An 18,346-nucleotide genomic window follows, 5' to 3' on the forward strand; every position below is an offset into this window, starting at 1 on the left:
AGGACGGTATTCAGGTGACTTTAGCGGAAACAAATCGCCAAAGCCATGTTCAATACTTACTCTTCACGACGCACAAGGATTAAAGATTTGCAAGTGGTAGTCGGCCACATGCTTCACCAGCTCCTTCAAAAAGCAGCTGCGTTTCTGGATAGCTTTCATCGGGCTTTTGTCCGTCGTTCGAATGCCACACATGTCAATTATTTGGGTGGAGATTTGTCGGCCAATCAATTGAATGGTGCTGCTATAACCTGGTGCCAATCACCAAAAATTCCATTTAATCGATGCACTATAAGAACCATGATTTGTTTAATGGCCGGGCTAATTATTTCATGGCAGTCCATCGCTGCCGTGCCAGGGCTATTGATAAAATCACCTGCTGCTAACTCTACAGTTCCTTTATATTTCGGCTCTCCGCCGGCTGAGAGTTTGGATTACAAGGGCCGTAAAAATGCTTACCTGGCGTTTACCTTTACAATACCGGTGGTAATTCCAATTGGAAATATTGGAAATAGCGCATCGGTTAGATTACGTAATTACGATACCGATGCACATATTGCCTATGGGAGTTTGGACAAGGCCATTATTTCTGGCAATACGGTCTACGTACCGGTAAACTACGGCACGAGCATCGATGAATTAATGCCTGAAGGGCAGGCTTTTTACGTTGTTGTTTCTGGCAGCACGTTTGCTGACGCCTCTAACCCGACGGATTTCTTCCCTGGTTCATCATCTGAAAATTTTTGGCGGCTGACAAGGAGGGCTAATGACGGTAACGGCCCCACACCCGTTGCATTTTCGCCATCGGTTGGCCAGCAGGATGCACCTATTGAAAGAGTGATTTCCATTCAATTTGACGAGCCTGTTTTCTATGACTATGGGTCTACAGCTAATGTGTCAATTGGAGCCGCACCTTCGGGGATTCCAGGTTATCGGGCTGACTTAACGATTCAAATGAGTGCCGATCACAGAACTATCACCTTTAGAGGATCATTAGGCCAGTATTTGGCAAAGGGCACAGACTATTTTGTAAAGCTTAATGAGGGTCGACTATATGATGCAGATGGAAATTTCTACGCCATTACAAATGACTCTCAATGGACTTTTAAGACGTACGAAGCCTTTAATCCAGTGAGCTTTTCTCCAGCAAAAAACACGGCAAACTTGCCTTTAGATCAGGTGTTCACAATTACAATGAACAATGATCTGGATGTAAGCGGTTGGCAGGAGGGTACTGGTATAAGAGCCAGAAGAGCTTACGACGATTATTTGCAGGAATATATTTATGTGAGCTCGGATCAGGTGCAGGTAAACGGGAATGTCCTCAGCGTGAGTTTCACCGATTTGGAACCTCTGACGACCTACTACATCAGTACAGGCACCAATGTGATACGGGATGCTTATGGCCAGTTTTATGATCCTGACGAGACTTGGCGATTTTCTACAGGCGCAGCTTCAAATTCAGCACCTACAAATATTACACTTAGCGCATCCAATATTAATGAGAACAATGCAGTGGGTACTGTAATTGGTACCCTAAGCACCACCGATCCTGATGCGGGAAATACATTTAACTATACGTTGGTATCAGGTACTGGAAGTACGGATAATGCCAGCTTTAATATCAACGGGAGCCAACTTCGGGCCAGCCAGATATTCGACTTTGAAACAAAGAATAGTTATTCAATTCGAGTGAGAACAATAGATCAGGGAGGATTATTTTTTGAGAAGCAGTTTCAAATTTCAATTACCAATGTAGTTGAAAATAGCGCTCCCACAAACATTGCGCTCAGTGCGTCTAGTATCAATGAAAATAATGCAGTAAATGCTGCGATCGGATCATTAAGCTCAACAGATCCTGATGTAGGCAACACCTTCACTTATGCCTTGGTGGCGGGCACTGGCAGCACCGACAATGCTAGTTTCAACACTAACGGAGCTCAGTTGCGAGCCAGTGCTAGTTTCAATTTCGAGACAAAAAGTGTGTATAGCATCAGAGTTCGAACAACAGATCAAGGCGGTTTATTTTTCGAAAAGCAGTTTGCTATTAACATAAATAATCAGAACGAGCCTCCAGCCGATATTGCGCTTAGTGCGTCAAGCATAAATGAAAACAATTCGGTCAATGCGATAATTGGTACGATAAGTGCCGTTGACCCCGATGCTGGAAATACTTTTACTCATACACTGGTTTCGGGCACAGGAAGCACCGACAATGCAAGTTTCAATATAAGTGGCTCTCAGCTAAGGGCTAGCTCTTCCTTGAACTTTGAAACTAAAAACAGTTATAATATTCGTCTCCGTTCTACAGATAATTCAGGCCTTTCTTATGAGAAGCAGTTTACAATCTCTGTTAATAACTTGAATGAAACGGCAACGAATATCACACTAAGTACTCCATCAATAGATGAAAATTCCCCGGCCAATACAGTAGTTGGTTTACTTACTACTACCGATCCCGACGCAGGAAATTCTTTTACTTATTCACTTGTAAGTGGAACAGGCAGTGTCGATAATGCCAGTTTTAATATCATCGGATCACAATTGAGATCCAGCGCTACATTCGATTTTGAAACCAAAAGCAGCTACAGCATTCGTCTGCGAACGGCCGATCAAGGCGGTTTATTTTTTGAAAAGCAGTTTACAATAACCATCAATAATGTAACTGAAGATGCCACAGCTCCAGCTATAGTTTTGCTCAGCCCGCTTAGTGGAGCAGAAGGTATATCGGTGGCGTATGGAAGTATGGCCGTGATCACTTTCGATGAGCCGGTGAAAAAAGCAGGGACAGGATTCATTCGGTTGATGCGCAGGCAAACCAACGGCGATGTCGAGGTTTTAAATTACTACTACAATAACGCCAACTGGTCTGTCAGTGGAAATCAGGTTTCCATAGGAATGTGGGCTAATCTTGGTGAGTATGGTGGTGAGTACTATTTTTTGATTGACGAAGGAGTCATCGCAAACCTTGATGATGTTCCGTTTGGCGGCTTCGATGACATGACAGCAGTGTGGGAGTTTAGATTGATCGATTCCAGGGTTCCCCAACCTAACGGTGGTTCAAAATTACCTTCCAGTGTTATTAATTTACCAATTCAAACGGTGCTTTCGATGGAATTCGCACAAAATATAAAGTTTGGAACAGGTAAGATTGAGATCCGACTGGCAGATGACTTCGAAGTTGCATTGCAGTCATTTGTTGTTGGCGTTGATCCACAAGTGCAGATAGAAGGCAACAAGCTAATTATATCACCAGCCACGCTGCCTTACGGCACCCAAATTTCCATTTACATTGAACCTGGCGCTATTACCAATATTGATGACATTGAATTTGAAGGATTCACCCAAAATGTTAACTGGTTCTATGCTACTGTTGCGCCGCCAAACCGCTCTCCAACCAACCTCGGACTAAGTGCTTCCGCTATCAACGAGAACAATTCAGTAAATGCATTGATTGGCACAATGAGTACAACGGATCCTGATGCAGGCAATACGTTTACCTATTCGCTGGTTGCTGGCGCAGGGAGTTCAGATAATGCCAGTTTCAGTATCAACGGCACGCAGCTGAGAGCAAGTACGGCGTTTGATTTTGAAACCAAAAGCAGTTATAGCATCAGAATCAGAACCACGGATCAGGGCGGGCTATTCTTTGAAAAACAGTTTGCTATTGAGGTGAACAATGCCAACGAGAATCCAATAGACATCTCCCTTTCTTCCTCAAATATTGATGAGAACAATGCTTTGAATGCTGTAATTGGAGCCCTTAGCTCTCTGGATCCTGATGCGGGGAACACATTTGCTTACACAATGGCTCCGGGAGGAATAGACAATTCCAGTTTCAATATAAGTGGAAATCAGTTGCGGGCAAGCTCAATATTCAATTTTGAAAGCAAGAGTAGCTATTCCATCAGCGTGAGGGCTGTGGATCAGGATGGGCTGTTTCTTGACAAAGAATTTACGGTCACTATCAGTGATTTAAACGACGTACCTACTCAAATCGCTCTGAGCGCATCCAGCATAAATGAAAACAATGTGATTAACGCTGTGGTGGGTACCTTGAGTTCTACTGACCCTGATGCAGGCAATACTTTCACCTATTCGCTTGTGTCTGGCACGGGAAGCACCAATAATGCAAGTTTTAATATCAATGGCAGTCAACTGCGAGCGAGCACTGCTTTTGACTTTGAAACCAAGAACAACTATGCGATAAGGGTAAGAACCACCGATCAGGACGGACTATTTTTTGAAAAGCAGTTTGCCATTTCGATAGGTGACGTGGCGGAGGATCTCTCTGCGCCAACCATACAGTCCTTTGATCCAGTTGACGGCACTATTGATATTCCATCCGATGGAAATCTTACAGTTACTTTTAATGAAGACATTCAACCTAATTCAGGTTTTGTAAGAATTAGGAAGATCAGTAACACCTCGCTGGTTCTTGACGGTAGTGCATCTGCAAACCCTCAGCTGATTTTGGTTAGTGGAGCAACTTTGACAGTCAATCTGGCTTACGCAAATATCAATAATATTGAGCCTGGAACAGAGTATTATGTACAAATAGGCAACAATGCCGTAAGTGATTTAGCGGGGAATGGTTTTTCGGCCGGGTTTACGGGTATGACTACCTGGAACTTTACTACTGCGAAAAGCGATCAGACGATCTCCTTCCCACTGTTCCCTGCAATGACTTATGGCGATGCTCCCTTCGAGATCGACGCAGCGTCAAGTTCTAATCTCGATTTGTCATTCAGCAGCTCAAATACGGCTGTTGCTTCCTTAAACTTTGACATGCTGACAATTGAAGGGGCGGGTTCGGTTGTAATAACGGCGACCCAGGGAGGGAATGCCAGGTTTAATGCTGCCCCCGCCGTGCAGCGAACACTTACTGTTAATAAGGCCAATCAAACCATTAGTTTTGCTTCTTTGCCAACAAAGGAATTTGGCGATGCCGGCTTTGCTTTGGCCGCCAGCGCTTCCTCGGGGCAGCAAGTGACTTACAGTAGTTCGAATACAGCAGTAGCCTCCGTAAATAACGGTACGGTAACCATCGTAGGAGCTGGAACTACAGTGATCACAGCAAGCCAGACTGGTACCGCCAACTATAACGCTGCCTCCAGCGCAGAGCGAACGCTTACTGTTAACAAGGCCAACCAAACGCTTACCTTTTCCGCTTTGCCGGACAAGGTGTTTGGAGACCCCAATTTTGATTTGACAGCAACTTCCTCGTCGAACCTTACGGTGAGCTATATTAGTTCCAATACTGCCGTGGCTACCATAAGCGGAAGCACGGTGACCATTGTGGGGGCTGGTACAACTAATATTACGGCCAGCCAGGCCGGGAATGGTAATTATAATGCAGCGACTCAGGTAGAAAGGACTCTTTCAGTCGGGAAAGCAAGCCAAACAGTCAGCGTTAACTCTATTCCGAATAAAATGGTGACTGATGGTTCTTTTTCAGTCACTGCGACAACCACGAGCGGCCTACCTCTCGACTATTCAATCATCAGCGGCCCAGCGATTATAAGCGGGAACACCATCACCTTAACAGGTAGTAGTGGAGTGGTAGAAGTAGAAGTGAGTCAGGCGGGCAACAATAATTACCTTGAAGCTGAAGCATCAACATCGTTTGATGTGTTAGATCCTGACAAAACTGACCAAACCATCACCTTCGTTTCAATCGCTGACCAAACATACGGTGGTGCGGTAACACTCGATGCGACAGCAAGCAGCGGGCTCGTAGTTGCCTATGAGGTAGTTGACGGCCCGGCTACTTTGAACGGATCAGCATTAACGCTCACTGGCCTGGGAAGCGTCACAGTCAGGGCCACCCAGGCAGGTGACGATGACTATAATCCAGCGGCTCAGGTGAGCAGAAGCTTTGAGGTGGGCAAAGCTATGCTGACAGTAACAGCCGAGAACAAGCAAATGACCTACGGCGGCACCTTACCCGACCTTACTTACGTGGTTGCTGGTTTTGTGAATAGCGAATCAGCCGATGTTATTGTAGGCAGCATAGAAGCAACAACAGAGGCTTCGGCGTCATCGGATTCTGGCGAGTATACCATTACTGTGAGTGGTGGTACTGCCGACAATTATGTACTTATCTATGTACAAGGAATCCTCGCTATTGGCAAGGCTGATCAATTCATCACCTTTGAGGCGCTAGAGGCCAAAACATTTGGCGATGTGTCATTCGAACTAACAGCCACGGTAGACACTAACCTTGAGCTAACCTACGGTACTTCAGATGAAGTAGTAGCTACCATTGCGGGCAGCACAGTAACGATAGTAGGAGCTGGCACCGTCACTATAACGGCGACTCAGGCGGGCAGTGCCAATTACAATGCAGCAGAGGCTTCACAAGAGCTTACCGTCAACAAGGCAACTCAAACAATCACCTTCGAGCCGATAGAAAGCCAGGTGCTTAGTGCCGGTAACATAGCGCTGACAGCCACAGCCAGCTCGGGACTGGCCGTTAGCTATGAAGTAAGCGGGCCAGCGACGTTAGCAGGAACCACATTGACCTTCACGGGGGCAGGAGATATCACGGTAACTGCCAGTCAGGCCGGGAATGTGAATTACATGGCAGCGACAGCATTGCCGAGGACCTTCACAGTGACCGATGATACTCCTGTTGACCCTGTGATGCAAGACCAGGTGATCACTTTCGACGCACTTGCTGATAAAACCTTTGGCGATGCTGCCTTCGATTTGATAGCCATCGCTAGTTCAGGTTTGCCGGTAAGCTACACTATAACCAGTTCTGCTACCATCAGCGAAAATACTGTGACAATCACAGGGGCAGGCAGTGTAACGATCACAGCTAGTCAGGCGGGTAATGACAGCTTCAATGCAGCGGCTGACGTAAGTCAAAGCTTCACTGTCAACAAAGCCACTGCCACTATTACCCTGTCGGATTTGGAGCAGGAGGCTGATGGTACAGCCAAAACGCCCACGGCAACAACAGATCCTGCTGGTTTGGAAGTGGTATTCACTTTTAACGAAGAGGCAATTGTTCCTGTCGTTGCCGGAAGCTACACAGTAGTTGCAACTATCAATGATGCGAATTATCAGGGCAGTGCTGAGGCTGTATTTGAATTAACTGAGGCTGTAGAAACGGGCGTCGACGATCGACAGTCTTCAATTGACGTAAAAGCCTATCCTAATCCAGCGGCTGACTATCTGATAGTAGAGTTATCAGAGGACATTAAACCGGGAAGGAAAACGCTCAGGCTATTCGATTTTAGTGGAAAAGAGCAACGCCAGGCGGTATTTACGGGTATAAAATATTCACTCAATCTCCAACAACAAGTAAGCGGCATCTACCTTCTCGTTATTACCGACGAGGGGGGGAGGCTGCTGAAAAGAGTAAAAGTTAAGAAGGAGTAAGCGTCTGAAGATACCTTCCAGGGAGGATTTGCACGCAGTTTTTTAGCACATTGGTGGCTTCTCGAAAGCGAGATTTACTGCGACCAGGTGCTAAAAAGCGACTGGAGTTGAGGCGCTAACTGATAACTCCATTGAAAGCAGCCTCCTGATCATTAGCCTGTTCTCCCAAACTGGTGTGCCAACAATGCTGGTGTGACCTAATTTGGGCAGGAAAGCTTTCACTACAGCTGCCGCTTCCACCACTGCCATTTGACTTCCCAGGCAATGATGCATACCATACCCAAAGGAAAGGTGATCGTTCTCCTTTCTGTCGATAATTAGTTGATCGGGGTTTTCGAAATGGCCTGGATCACGGTTGGCAGACCCAAGGCAAAGAGTGATGGTGCTATTGGCGGGAATTTCAACGCCAGAAAGGGCTATAGGTTCTGGGTTTGACCTGCCTGTTATCTGCACAGGTGAATATAACCTTAATATTTCCCGGACAAAGTGCTCAATGCTGGCGTCGTCATCAAGTTTGCATAGTAGTTCTTTGTCTTCAATTAATGTTTGCAGGCAAATGCTTATCAGGCTGGAGGTTGTTTCAAAGGCAGCAATGAAAAGAAAAATAATGAGCGATACGGGATCAGTATTAAATTCAGGGTTGTCTTCTGCAGCTTTTTTGACAGCAGCTGCCAATCCGGTCGACTCCTTATCAAGGCTGCTGTAGTAAAGATCAAAAGATGCCCGAAGGTTTGTTGAGGCTAACTGGATATTTTTTAAATCTTTAAAAGTCAAATAGGGATCAAGGAGTTGAACCAGCTTGAAGCCATCCGCCTGAAGTTCTTCTCCTAAACCTCTCGGCATGCCAAGCACATCGCAAACCATCCATACTGGTAGCTTCTTTGCAATAAAAGAGACCAGGTCAAATGATGGCGGCATATCCGCCAGAATTTCATCACAAATCTCAGATGACTTCCTCGAAAGAAAAGACTTGGAAGGCCAGTTTTTAGCCAGAACGGAGCGAATAAGACTGTGTATTGGTGGGTTTTGTTGTATCGGCATTCCGGCCACTGCCTGCTGAATCGAGCCAAAGTCTATGTTTCTGCCCGTAGCATATTGAGTCATTTTATAAATCCATTCCGCCCTTGCTCCTGTCTGATAATTTTTAGCAAAAAGCACATGCTTCACGCCATCATAGCTCATTACTACGAAGTCCCCAGTGGGTGATTGGAATACAGGCGCATGCGCCAATATTTTGGAATATACTGGAAAGGGGTTAGTAATAAACCCCGGATTCGATGGTTGCCAAAGCTTAGTTACGTCCATTTATCAATTTGTAAACGTGTTCGGTAAAGGAAGAAACAGTTGGGTTGTTGTAGAGACTCAAAGGGTCAATGTCAATTTTATAATGCTCCTCAACATCTCCGAGTAAGAAAATTGAATTCACCGAATCCAGCCCCAGATCATTAAATGCCACAGCATCATCAATAGTGGTGACTTCTTTTCCAATTTCCTTCGCAATAAGTTTTTTGATGAAATCAGCTATTTCAGATTGGCTCGTCATACTAGGAAGTCATGAATAGGTGTAAGGTAAGGTCAATTGTAAAAGCTGTAATTGTGGAATTGTTGGCGTTTCATGACGCAAGTCGTCATAGAATATTTGAATTTATAAGTATTTATGGAGATTCAATAACAGTGAAACTAAAAACCTGCTAATTTACGCCTCAAGTGTAGAAATATTTACCAAAACTTACTTCTCGCAAAGGGACAATTTAAGTCACTGTTGTTGATGTTACTTGCATTGAATGCTTTTTAATAGTAGCGGCTACGGGGTCTTTCTGATTCTGTTACTTGTGTTTTATTACTTTACTCCAAAATCCTGGAGGTGGATACTGCTTTTAGCCTCAAGCGTATACTTTTACACGACCTGGAATTCATTCTTTCTTATTGTAGTCGGCCTATCAATTCTAGTAGACTACATCTGTGGGCTTGCGATCTACAACTCAAAGCTACAGTGGCAAAGAAAAGCCTTATTTTGGTCAAGCATAGTTTCCAACATTGGCCTCCTTTTCTTTTTCAAATACCACAATTTCTTTGCTGAGAATATAAATACTGTATTCAGTGCATTGAACATAGCAATTTTGATTCCCAAAAATTCACTTCCTTTTCCCATAGGTATAAGCTTTTATACCTTTCAAACCCTCAGCCACACAATTGATGTTTACAAAGGCTTCAGAAAGCCGGAGCGAAATTTAGGAGTGTTTTCTCTCTACGTATTGTTTTTCCCACAGATTTTAGCGGGCCCAATCGAAAGATCGAAGAATCTTTTGCCACAATTGAATAACCTAAGCCTTTTAAGCTCTGAGAACGTCACCGCTGGCGCACGGCTTATCCTTTGGGGGCTATTCAAAAAAATGGTAGTTGGAGACAGGATCGGGGAGCTGGTGGATTTGGTTTATGAGAGCCCAGAAACGTACAAAGGGTTGCCGCTTATGATCGGCTCCTGTCTTTTTACCGTTCAGATTTTTTGCGACTTCTCTGGATATAGCGACATGGCAATTGGCTCGGCCAGGCTTTTTGGAGTTAAGCTTTCGAAGAACTTTGACAATAGAGTGTATTTCGCCAACTCTAAAGCAAATTTTTGGAAGGGGTGGCATATTACGCTTAGTGACTGGTTTCGGGATTACCTTTTCTTTGCCGTTTTGGGAAAGGGAAGAACGCAGGTTCGCTTTTACGTTAGTCTGCTCTTTGTGTTTTTTATCACCGGGTTGTGGCACGGAGCAAATTGGGGCTTCGTAATTTGGGGAACGCTGAACGGCGTATGGATAGCAACTGAACGCCTCACCTACAAATGGCGATTTAAACAATTTGATAGATTTGGATTGCTTCGGTTTCCAGGAGTGTTCAACTTTTTCTGTATAGCTTTCATTTTTTTGACTACTTCTTTTACAGCCATGTGGTTTAAATCCGAGTCGTGGGAGGCTGGTGTTAAAATATTGCGATATAGCCTGGATTGGGGCAATATTGGAAAAAGTCCACTTACGATCAAGGAGGTTCAAGAAATTGGATTTTGTGTGGCTGTCTTTGTTTTAATGGACATTATTAATGTGAGCATGAAGCTGAATGACTTTGGCGAATGGGTTGCCAAAAAGTCCTTTCTTCTTCGATGGGCAATTTACATTGTGCTTGTTGAGGCAATACTCAACTTTGGGATTGTCAGTAACGAGTTTTATTATTTTAAATTTTAGAATGAAAAAGGCCGTTCTTAAAGCGCTTCTGTTTGTACTAATTTTGGTTGTGATACGGCAAGTCATAAGCACCTTGTTCCCTTTGGAGGAGCGGCAATCGGCACTCAATAAAAAAAGGACATTACTGAGTACAAACGAGAGCTTTAACACCATCATTCTGGGCTCAAGCAGAGTTGAGAGAGGTGTTGACCCTTCCATAGTCGACTCCATGACGGCCCGCCATCATTTGAAATCTTTAAACCTTGGATTTCAAAGCCTTACTTTTCCTTATATCAATGTTATTTCAAATCAGATTGTGACAGAGAGAGGAGTCGATTATTTGCTGGTGGAGCTGACGGGCCCAGGCCCAGACTTTGGAAATATGGGCCCTTGGTTTGAGTTTATGAGCTCGAATACCGCGGAAAATTCATTTTCTGATATTGTATTCTTATCTCAGCAGATGGCAACAAGCTTGAAAGGGATGCTGAGTACTCGCCTGAATATAGTCAATTTTGCAGGCAGATATCATTCACATAAAGGTCTACGACAAAACGGATATTTACCATACCCCGATAACCTGAGGGACGAGGAGAAACTGCCAAATCTTATAAACTCCAGGTTGACATTAGATGTGCATTCGGGGAATTATCCGCAGCGGAAGTTGCAAAGTAAATACCATTTGGAAGAAACAATCGACAAGGCAAATGCCAACGGAATTAGAATTATTTATATTCTACCGCCATTAATCAAAGATGAAGACGAGGCGACTTTTATATATGAAGCTTTCTATGAGCTTCCTGAGGAGTATAGATTGAATGTTTATTCAGCAGAGTTTGCCGAATTGGTAATGGACAGTACTAAAAGGAAAAACTATTTTCACCTTAACAATGAGGGAGCTGTTATTTTCTCTCAAATCCTGGGAGAAAAGCTGAATGAGCACCTCTCTAAATGGCCGGATCCTAAAAAGCGGGACAATTAGCCAATACCCGTTAAGGTTAAAATAGGGACAGCTTGGCTGCCTTGGTTTCTTCTCTTCCAACCGCCTCACAAAAAAACCCCTTGAGATTCCAACTAATTAAAATAACTTATACCTGATTCCGTGCGGATGAGTAAGGAGGGTGTAAATTAAACCAAACTTAATGTACTCAAGCTTTTATGAGACCCTACCTACTACTGTTCCTTTGTATTCTATTTGTATCGTCTTGTCAAGAAACTAAAAAAGAAGAACCGTACGACCCTGATTCCTTCATCAACCCAGAGCTTTTCAAGGACCACATACGGACTACCGACTTTCAAACGGCAGAGGAGGAAATCAAAGGTTTTCACCTTCCGCCCGGGTTTGAAATCAATCTTTATGCCTCCGAGCCAGACATCACCAAACCCATCAATATGGAGTTTGATGACCGGGGCAGGCTGTGGGTCACACATTCCATCGAGTATCCTAACGAGGCCTCTACTGGCTCGGGGCAGGATAAAATCACCATTCTGGAAGATACCAACGGCGATGGGAAGGCGGATAAATTCACTGATTTCGCCAGCGACCTCAATATCCCCATTGGCATTATGCCGGTAAAAGGCGGGGCTATTGCCTATAGCATTCCCAATATCTACTATTTCGAAGACAAAGACGGAGATGACAAGTATGACGAGAAGAGAGTGCTTGTTGGCCCGTTTGATCATGTCGATACCCATGGCATGATCAACAATTTTTTTCGTGCGCCAGACGGCTGGATTCACTCCTCGCATGGTTTTCGAAATGCCTCAAAAGTATCGGGTGCTGACCACGATTCAATAAGCATGACCTCCGGTAACACCTTCCGCTTCCGCCTCGACGGTAGCAGGGTGGAGCAAACCACGTTCGGCCGGGTGAACCCGTTTGGATTTGCTGTGGATGATTTTGGCTACGTCTACTCTGCCGACTGCCACACCATGCCCATTTACCAGATTATCAGCCAGGGGGACTATCCGCACTTCGGCAAAAAAGCACCAGGTCTCGGCTTTGGGCCACAGATGATGAACTATCAAATTGGCTCCACGGCCCTTTCTGGGTTGGATTACTACAATGGAGAAGCTTTTCCCGAAGAATACCGAAACAGCTTCTACTCTGGTGACGTGGTGGCCTGCCGGGTAAGTCGCAATACGATTACCTACAATGGATCTACACCTGTGGCAACGCTTCAAAAAGATTTTCTTGTTAGCGAGGATCCATGGTTCCGCCCGGTTGATGTAAAAATTGGGCCGGATGGCGCCCTTTATATCGCAGACTTTTATAACCGCATCATTGGTCACTACGAGGTGCCGTTGGATCACCCTGGCCGGGACAGAAAGAGTGGTCGTATCTGGAGAATTACTTACAAAGGCGAGACAACTGAGCCTGTAGACTGGTCAAATGCCAGCCTTGACGATCTGATCAAAGGCCTTGGCCAAAGCACTTTTTCGCAGCGGATGATGGCGTCGAACCGACTGGTAGACTACAAGGCTGATGAGGCAGTGCAGCCACTTAAGGCACTATTAGCAGGCAGCAAAGTATCGTCCAAGCAGAAAGTCCATGCCATGTGGGCGCTAAAGAGGCTTGAAGCTCTGTCGAACGCAGAGTTAAAAAGTGCTGCTACAGGAAGCGATCAGGAGGTAAGGGTACACGCCTATCGTATCCTGACAGAATATGAATCGTTGAATGGTGAGACGAGATCTTTGGCGTTGGATGGGTTAAAACATAGCGATCCTCATACGCAGAGAGCTGCGGCAGATGTATTCGTGAGACATCATGATGCCACCAGCATCAAACCACTTGTGACAGCGGCATTGGCGGTGCCGACGCAAGACACCCATCTTCGATACACTTTGATGATAGCTCTCCGTGATCATCTCACAAATGCCGAGATCCTTGCTGGCGCTGTAGGGCAAACCTGGAACGAAGCAGAAACAAAAGTTCTGATGGATGCCATGACGGATGTGCCTTCTGCCATTGCCTCCAGTTTCATTTACGATAACATCAAGAAGTACAATGCTCCGCACGACCGCATGGTGGTGTATTTACAGCATGTGGGCAGGTTCATTCCTGAGGCCCAGCTCACCTCGGCGATCGATTTTATCAGAGAAAAATTCAACGGGGATGCCGCAGGGCAATATACGTTGTACAACACGATCCAAACGGGTATTGGTCAGCGGGGAGGTTCTGCCAATGCCAAGCAAATGACCGACTGGGCGACCAGCTTCGCAGGCGACTTCCTGAAAAATCTGGAGACAAAACCTCAACTGGTGGCTGATCAACCGTCTGCCCATGCTGATGAAGAGTACGAGTACTTTGAAGAAATTTCCCAGCGCCAGGTGTTTGCGGCAAACATTGCCAGCCAAAATAAACTTACAAGCTATGAACAAGGTCTCCGTGACCTGCTGAATGCCTCGTGGGCTAAAAGCAGGCCCAGGGCGGCTGCGGCCAAAGCATTACTGAACATCAATGGCAAAGGCAATATTGATATAGTGGAAGCCAAATTAATTAGCGCTGAGGAAGAGCCTGCTTTCCGGGAAGAGCTGGCCAGAACCATTGGTACATCATCTTATGCAGGCGTAACACCACTGCTGAATAAATCGCTGAAAGATGCGCCCAGCGGATTGCAGGTAGCCATCGCTTCGGTGTTTGTAAACTCAGCCGACGGCCGTGCTAGTTTGCTGAAAGCAGCCATGGATGGCTTCATTCCGCCTCGCACGCTGATGGACAGACGAGTGAATGAGCAGCTGCTATCAAAGCTAACTACTGCCCAGAAGAAAGAGTACGATGCATTGACTTCCGGTCTGGAGTCCGTACTGGAAGAAAGGCAAAAACTGATTGATACCAGATTATCCAGGTTTGATCCTAAGCCTGATGTAGAGCTGGGTAAAGCGGTATTTATGAACAACTGTAACGTCTGCCACCAGATCAATAACGATGGAGGCGTGATTGGGCCGCAGCTTGATGGCATCGGCAACTGGGGTCGCAGGGCTCTGGCGGAAAAGATACTGGACCCCAACAGAAACATTTCGCAGGCATTCAAGACTTACACCATTACATTGAATGACGGCAAGACACTAAGCGGCTTGTTCAGACGGGATGAAGGTGAGCTGGAAGTATACGCTAACGCAGCCGGTCAGGAATTTACGGTAAGCAAAACCGATATCAAGGAGAAAAAAGCATCACAATACACCCTGATGCCCGACACTTTCGGCGAGTCCATCAGCGAAACAGACTTTGATGCCCTGCTGGGCTATTTACTTACACAGAAGTAAGACAATTGTGTCGAGGCCTGTCAGGGGACAGACCTCGGTTAAGTCACGAGATAGATCAATTATTGTGTAAAGAATTTTCAATTGTAGATGCGCCCATTTAGGAGGGTGGCCGAAGAATTGGCGGGCCGATGAGCATAAAGGCCAGTGCGTTTAATTCTTCAAAGACTTTTGCCTACTTTTTGTCCCGGCGGGGAACCGCTTTTAAAAAGTAGGAGCCTGCCCGGCTTGAGGGCGATGGTTATTTAGATGAAAATTGTTCATAGTATGAAGAAAATTGCCACTTCTGTAGTCGTCGTATTCTTTTCAATACAATGCTACGCCCAACTCATGAAGAACCACGTCGTCGCCGACGACATCCCCTTTAAAAAAACCGTCCTGTTCGACAAATTCGTCTCTGAAGGGGTAGCCGTCGGCGACGTCAACAACAACGGCCTCACCGACATCATGGCGGGTCCTTTCTGGTTCGAAGCCCCTAACTGGATCCGCCACGAAATTTACGAGCCCAAGCTGTATGTTGCTGAAGAAGAATGGAGCAACTCCATGCTAAACTTCTCGCTCGATGTGAACCAGGACGGCTGGATCGACTTCATCCGTGTCGACTTTCCGGGTAAGGCGGTTTACTGGCATGAAAACCCCCAGGGCAAAGAAGGTTACTGGAAAGAGTACATGATCCATGAAACCGTGGGCAACGAATCACCAGGATTTTATGACATGGATGGCGACGGCCGAAAGGACATCCTGTGCGGAGATGTGACCAACAAGCAAATGATCTGGTTGAAGTCGCCCAGCAAAAAAGGAGATACCAACTGGAAGGAATACACGATCAGCTTGCCGGGCACTCCTGGCTCTGAAAACTTTTCCCATGGTCTTGGCCATGCCGACGTGAACGGTGACGGGCGGAAGGACGTGGTGATCAGAGAGGGTTGGTGGGAAGCGCCGAGCGATGTTACTCAGGCGGCCTGGTTTTGGCATCCATCCAACCTTGGCGAGCCTTGCTCGCACATGTACACCACCGACTTCAATCAGGATGGCCATCTAGACGTTTTCTCAGCATCGGCCCACGAAAGAGGTATTTGGTGGTATGAAAATGAAGGAGACGGCAGTAACCAGAAGTTCACTCGCCACCTCATCAGCGATGAAATGTCAGAAACTCATGCCGTGGCCTTCACCGACATCAACGGCGATGGCAAAAAGGACTTTGTCACCGGTAAGCGCTACTATGCCCACATGCGCCAGGGCACCGGAGCTTTAGAGCCTGCTTATCTCTATTGGTTTGAATATGTGCCAGGCAAGGAGCCCAAGTGGATTGCCCACCAAATCGACGACAACTCAGGCGTGGGACTCAACGTGGTGGCCGAAGACATCAACAAAGACGGCCTCACCGACGTGGTGATTGCCAACAAGAAAGGGATTTTTGTGTTTGAGCAGGGGAAGAAATGATTTGTTTTTTAGCGTTGATTCCTTGGTTCGTATTATTTAATCAATGGATATAGCTACTGGCTCTGTAGTAATTGTGATAACGGCTCTTGCCGTTGGTTTACTCTATTGGCTGACAAGACAACAGCTTAGGCTAAGTAGAAAAATTGATCGACATATTATCGATCAAGCGAAATCCAGGGGTTTAATAGTTGAAGACTTTCGATATGCTGGTGGTTCAGACTGGAAGGACTCTCCTTTCCCAGACAAAATCCGTGTTGGTACAGTTGGGTTCCATGGTGTTCCTAATCGAGAAGAGTATGTCAGGATACTTGAGTGTAGAACTCCTATTGGGAAGAAGACTTTCTGGGTGAAGGTCATAAGGAAACGTAGGAAGGATTTCGATTATGAGTGGCTTGAGACGTAGCTAGCATTTGAACCCCTTGGCCTGCCCCCCGACAGGCCATCGCTCCACAAGTCTAACTTTTAAACTAAAGCCTCTTCACCCTAATATTCTTATAATACACCCTTTGTCCATGGTGCTGAAACATGATATGGCCTTCCTTGTCGGAGTGGTAGCCCGGGTTGTTTGAGAACTTACTTTCCGCCAGCAGCTTTGTCATTTCAGGGCTTCCGATTTCAAACTCCAGCACCTTGGCGCCGTTGAGCCAATGCTCCACATGGCCGTTGTTGTGGATGAGTTTAGCCTGGTTAAAATCACCAATAGGTTTAAGTTTTTTGTTTACTGGCTTAATCAGGTCGTAAAGCGATCCGGCCGATCTTACCGCTGCGGTATCGTTGAAATAGATATCGTCCAATACCTGAATTTCAAAGTTATCCAGCCAGTTGGGGCTATTGCCATTCCCAGCTTCCATGGTCAGGTTCTCCTGCATATGAAAAAATACGCCCGAGTTGGCTGCAGTGTCCACCGCCCATTCGTATTCAAGCTCAAAGTCTTTGTAGCGGCCTTTGGTTAGCAGGTCACGGTTGGCAGTATCTGGATTGGTGACCAGCATGCCGTTTTCAACCAGCCATACCCCTTTAGGAAACTCTTCGATTCCATATCCTCTCAACGAATCAGTAGACGTTCCATCAAACAGAACCGCCCATTCATTTTCTGTTGGTTCTTTCTGTTCTGTTTTTTTAGTTTCAGTACAAGCTGAGAAGAGGCCAAAAGGGACTAGAAAAAGGAATAATTTCTTCATGATGGTTCTAAATTAAGGACAAGCTTTCTTAAAGATAACTACTTTTTCGAGTATATAGCCCACCTTGGCCTGTCCCCTGACAGACCTACGTCTTACAATCTCCTCAACGTTAAACCTCCGTCAGCCATAATCACCTGACCAGTCGAATAAGGAATGCCGCCCGTTGCCAGCGAGGCCACAATCCGGCCGATATCTTCTGGCTGGCCCAATCTCTTTTCCACAGTAAGGCCGTTGGCGATCAGTTCCTCGTATTTGCCCTTCACCTTGCTGATCATGTCAGTTTCAATCACGCCGGGGCGTACTTCATACACAGGAATACCAGCTTCCCCCAGCCTGGTAGCCAGCAGTTTGGTCATCATGCCCAGCCCAGCTTTGGCCATGCAGTATTCTCCACGGTTGATGGAGGCCACTTCTGCGGAAATGGAAGAAATGGTAATGATGCTTCCTTCAAATGCTGGTGCGGAGGCTTTCTCTTTTAGCATTTGGTTGGCCACTAGCTGGGAAAGGAAAAAGGTGCCTTTGAGGTTGATATCGAGCATGTAGTCGTAGTCGTCCTCATCAATTTCCAGCACATCTTTGCGAACCCTGGGAGCCACTCCCGCATTGTTCACTAGCAAATTCAGCCTTTGAAAATGGGCCAGGGTTTGAAATACCATTTTTTCCCGGTCTTCCTTCACGCCCAGGTTGCCCTGCACATAGGCAACTTTCGCTCCCAGCTTTTCCAACTCCTTAATCACTTCTTTGATGTCTTCTACCGGCCGCATGCCATTCAGGGCCAGGTCATAGCCTGCAGCTGCAAGGGACTTCGCAATACCGAAGCCAATTCCTCGAGTTCCTCCGGTAATCAATGCTACTTTTCTATCGGCCATA

General features: G+C 46.0%; 10 protein-coding genes. 6 read left to right on the top strand and 4 right to left on the bottom strand.

The window, feature by feature from the left end:
• Nucleotides 1-45: 45 nt before the first annotated feature.
• Nucleotides 46-7,386: an Ig-like domain-containing protein gene (locus tag RIF36_RS03550; protein ID WP_350119908.1), complete on the top strand. Its 7,341-nt coding sequence runs from the start codon at nucleotides 46-48 to the stop codon at nucleotides 7,384-7,386.
• 90 nt (nucleotides 7,387-7,476) lie between these two features.
• Here the strand turns inward: RIF36_RS03550 and RIF36_RS03555 are convergent, their stop codons facing one another.
• Both RIF36_RS03555 and RIF36_RS03560 read right to left on the bottom strand, forming a co-directional pair.
• Nucleotides 7,477-8,691, bottom strand: a complete 1,215-nt coding sequence (locus RIF36_RS03555) for a cytochrome P450 (RefSeq protein WP_350119905.1) — start codon at nucleotides 8,689-8,691, stop codon at nucleotides 7,477-7,479.
• The gene (locus RIF36_RS03560) at nucleotides 8,678-8,929 is read right to left on the bottom strand and encodes an acyl carrier protein (protein ID WP_151997302.1); all 252 of its coding nucleotides are present in this window, start codon (nucleotides 8,927-8,929) and stop codon (nucleotides 8,678-8,680) included. Before RIF36_RS03560 ends, RIF36_RS03555 begins: the two co-directional genes overlap by 14 nt.
• Nucleotides 8,930-9,170: 241 nt before the next feature.
• Between RIF36_RS03560 and RIF36_RS03565 the strand changes: the two genes are divergently transcribed.
• From RIF36_RS03565 to RIF36_RS03585, 5 genes are all read left to right on the top strand, one after another.
• Entirely contained in the window at nucleotides 9,171-10,613 is a 1,443-nt protein-coding gene (locus tag RIF36_RS03565; RefSeq protein WP_350119903.1) for an MBOAT family O-acyltransferase, read from the top strand.
• Nucleotides 10,573-11,571, top strand: coding sequence for a hypothetical protein (locus RIF36_RS03570; protein WP_350149312.1), 999 nt, complete (start codon nucleotides 10,573-10,575; stop codon nucleotides 11,569-11,571). Before RIF36_RS03565 ends, RIF36_RS03570 begins: the two co-directional genes overlap by 41 nt.
• A gap of 176 nt (nucleotides 11,572-11,747) precedes the next feature.
• The gene (locus tag RIF36_RS03575) at nucleotides 11,748-14,855 is read left to right on the top strand and encodes a PVC-type heme-binding CxxCH protein (protein ID WP_350119897.1); all 3,108 of its coding nucleotides are present in this window, start codon (nucleotides 11,748-11,750) and stop codon (nucleotides 14,853-14,855) included.
• A gap of 264 nt (nucleotides 14,856-15,119) precedes the next feature.
• Nucleotides 15,120-16,295 carry an FG-GAP repeat domain-containing protein gene (locus RIF36_RS03580; protein ID WP_350119894.1) on the top strand — a complete coding sequence of 392 codons (1,176 nt, stop codon included), beginning with the start codon at nucleotides 15,120-15,122 and terminating at the stop codon, nucleotides 16,293-16,295.
• Nucleotides 16,296-16,338: 43 nt separating this feature from the next.
• The gene (locus RIF36_RS03585) at nucleotides 16,339-16,698 is read left to right on the top strand and encodes a hypothetical protein (RefSeq protein ID WP_350094605.1); all 360 of its coding nucleotides are present in this window, start codon (nucleotides 16,339-16,341) and stop codon (nucleotides 16,696-16,698) included.
• Nucleotides 16,699-16,762: 64 nt separating this feature from the next.
• Here the strand turns inward: RIF36_RS03585 and RIF36_RS03590 are convergent, their stop codons facing one another.
• Entirely contained in the window at nucleotides 16,763-17,476 is a 714-nt protein-coding gene (locus RIF36_RS03590) for a 3-keto-disaccharide hydrolase (RefSeq protein WP_350119891.1), read from the bottom strand.
• A 92-nt stretch (nucleotides 17,477-17,568) separates the two neighbouring features.
• Nucleotides 17,569-18,345 (bottom strand): 3-ketoacyl-ACP reductase, encoded by a 777-nt coding sequence (locus RIF36_RS03595; protein WP_350119889.1) that lies wholly within the window; start codon nucleotides 18,343-18,345, stop codon nucleotides 17,569-17,571.
• Between the last annotated feature and the right edge of the window lies 1 nt (nucleotide 18,346).

It is taken from the genome of Imperialibacter sp. (assembly GCF_040222815.1).
Taxonomy (GTDB): Bacteria; Bacteroidota; Bacteroidia; order Cytophagales; family Cyclobacteriaceae; genus Imperialibacter.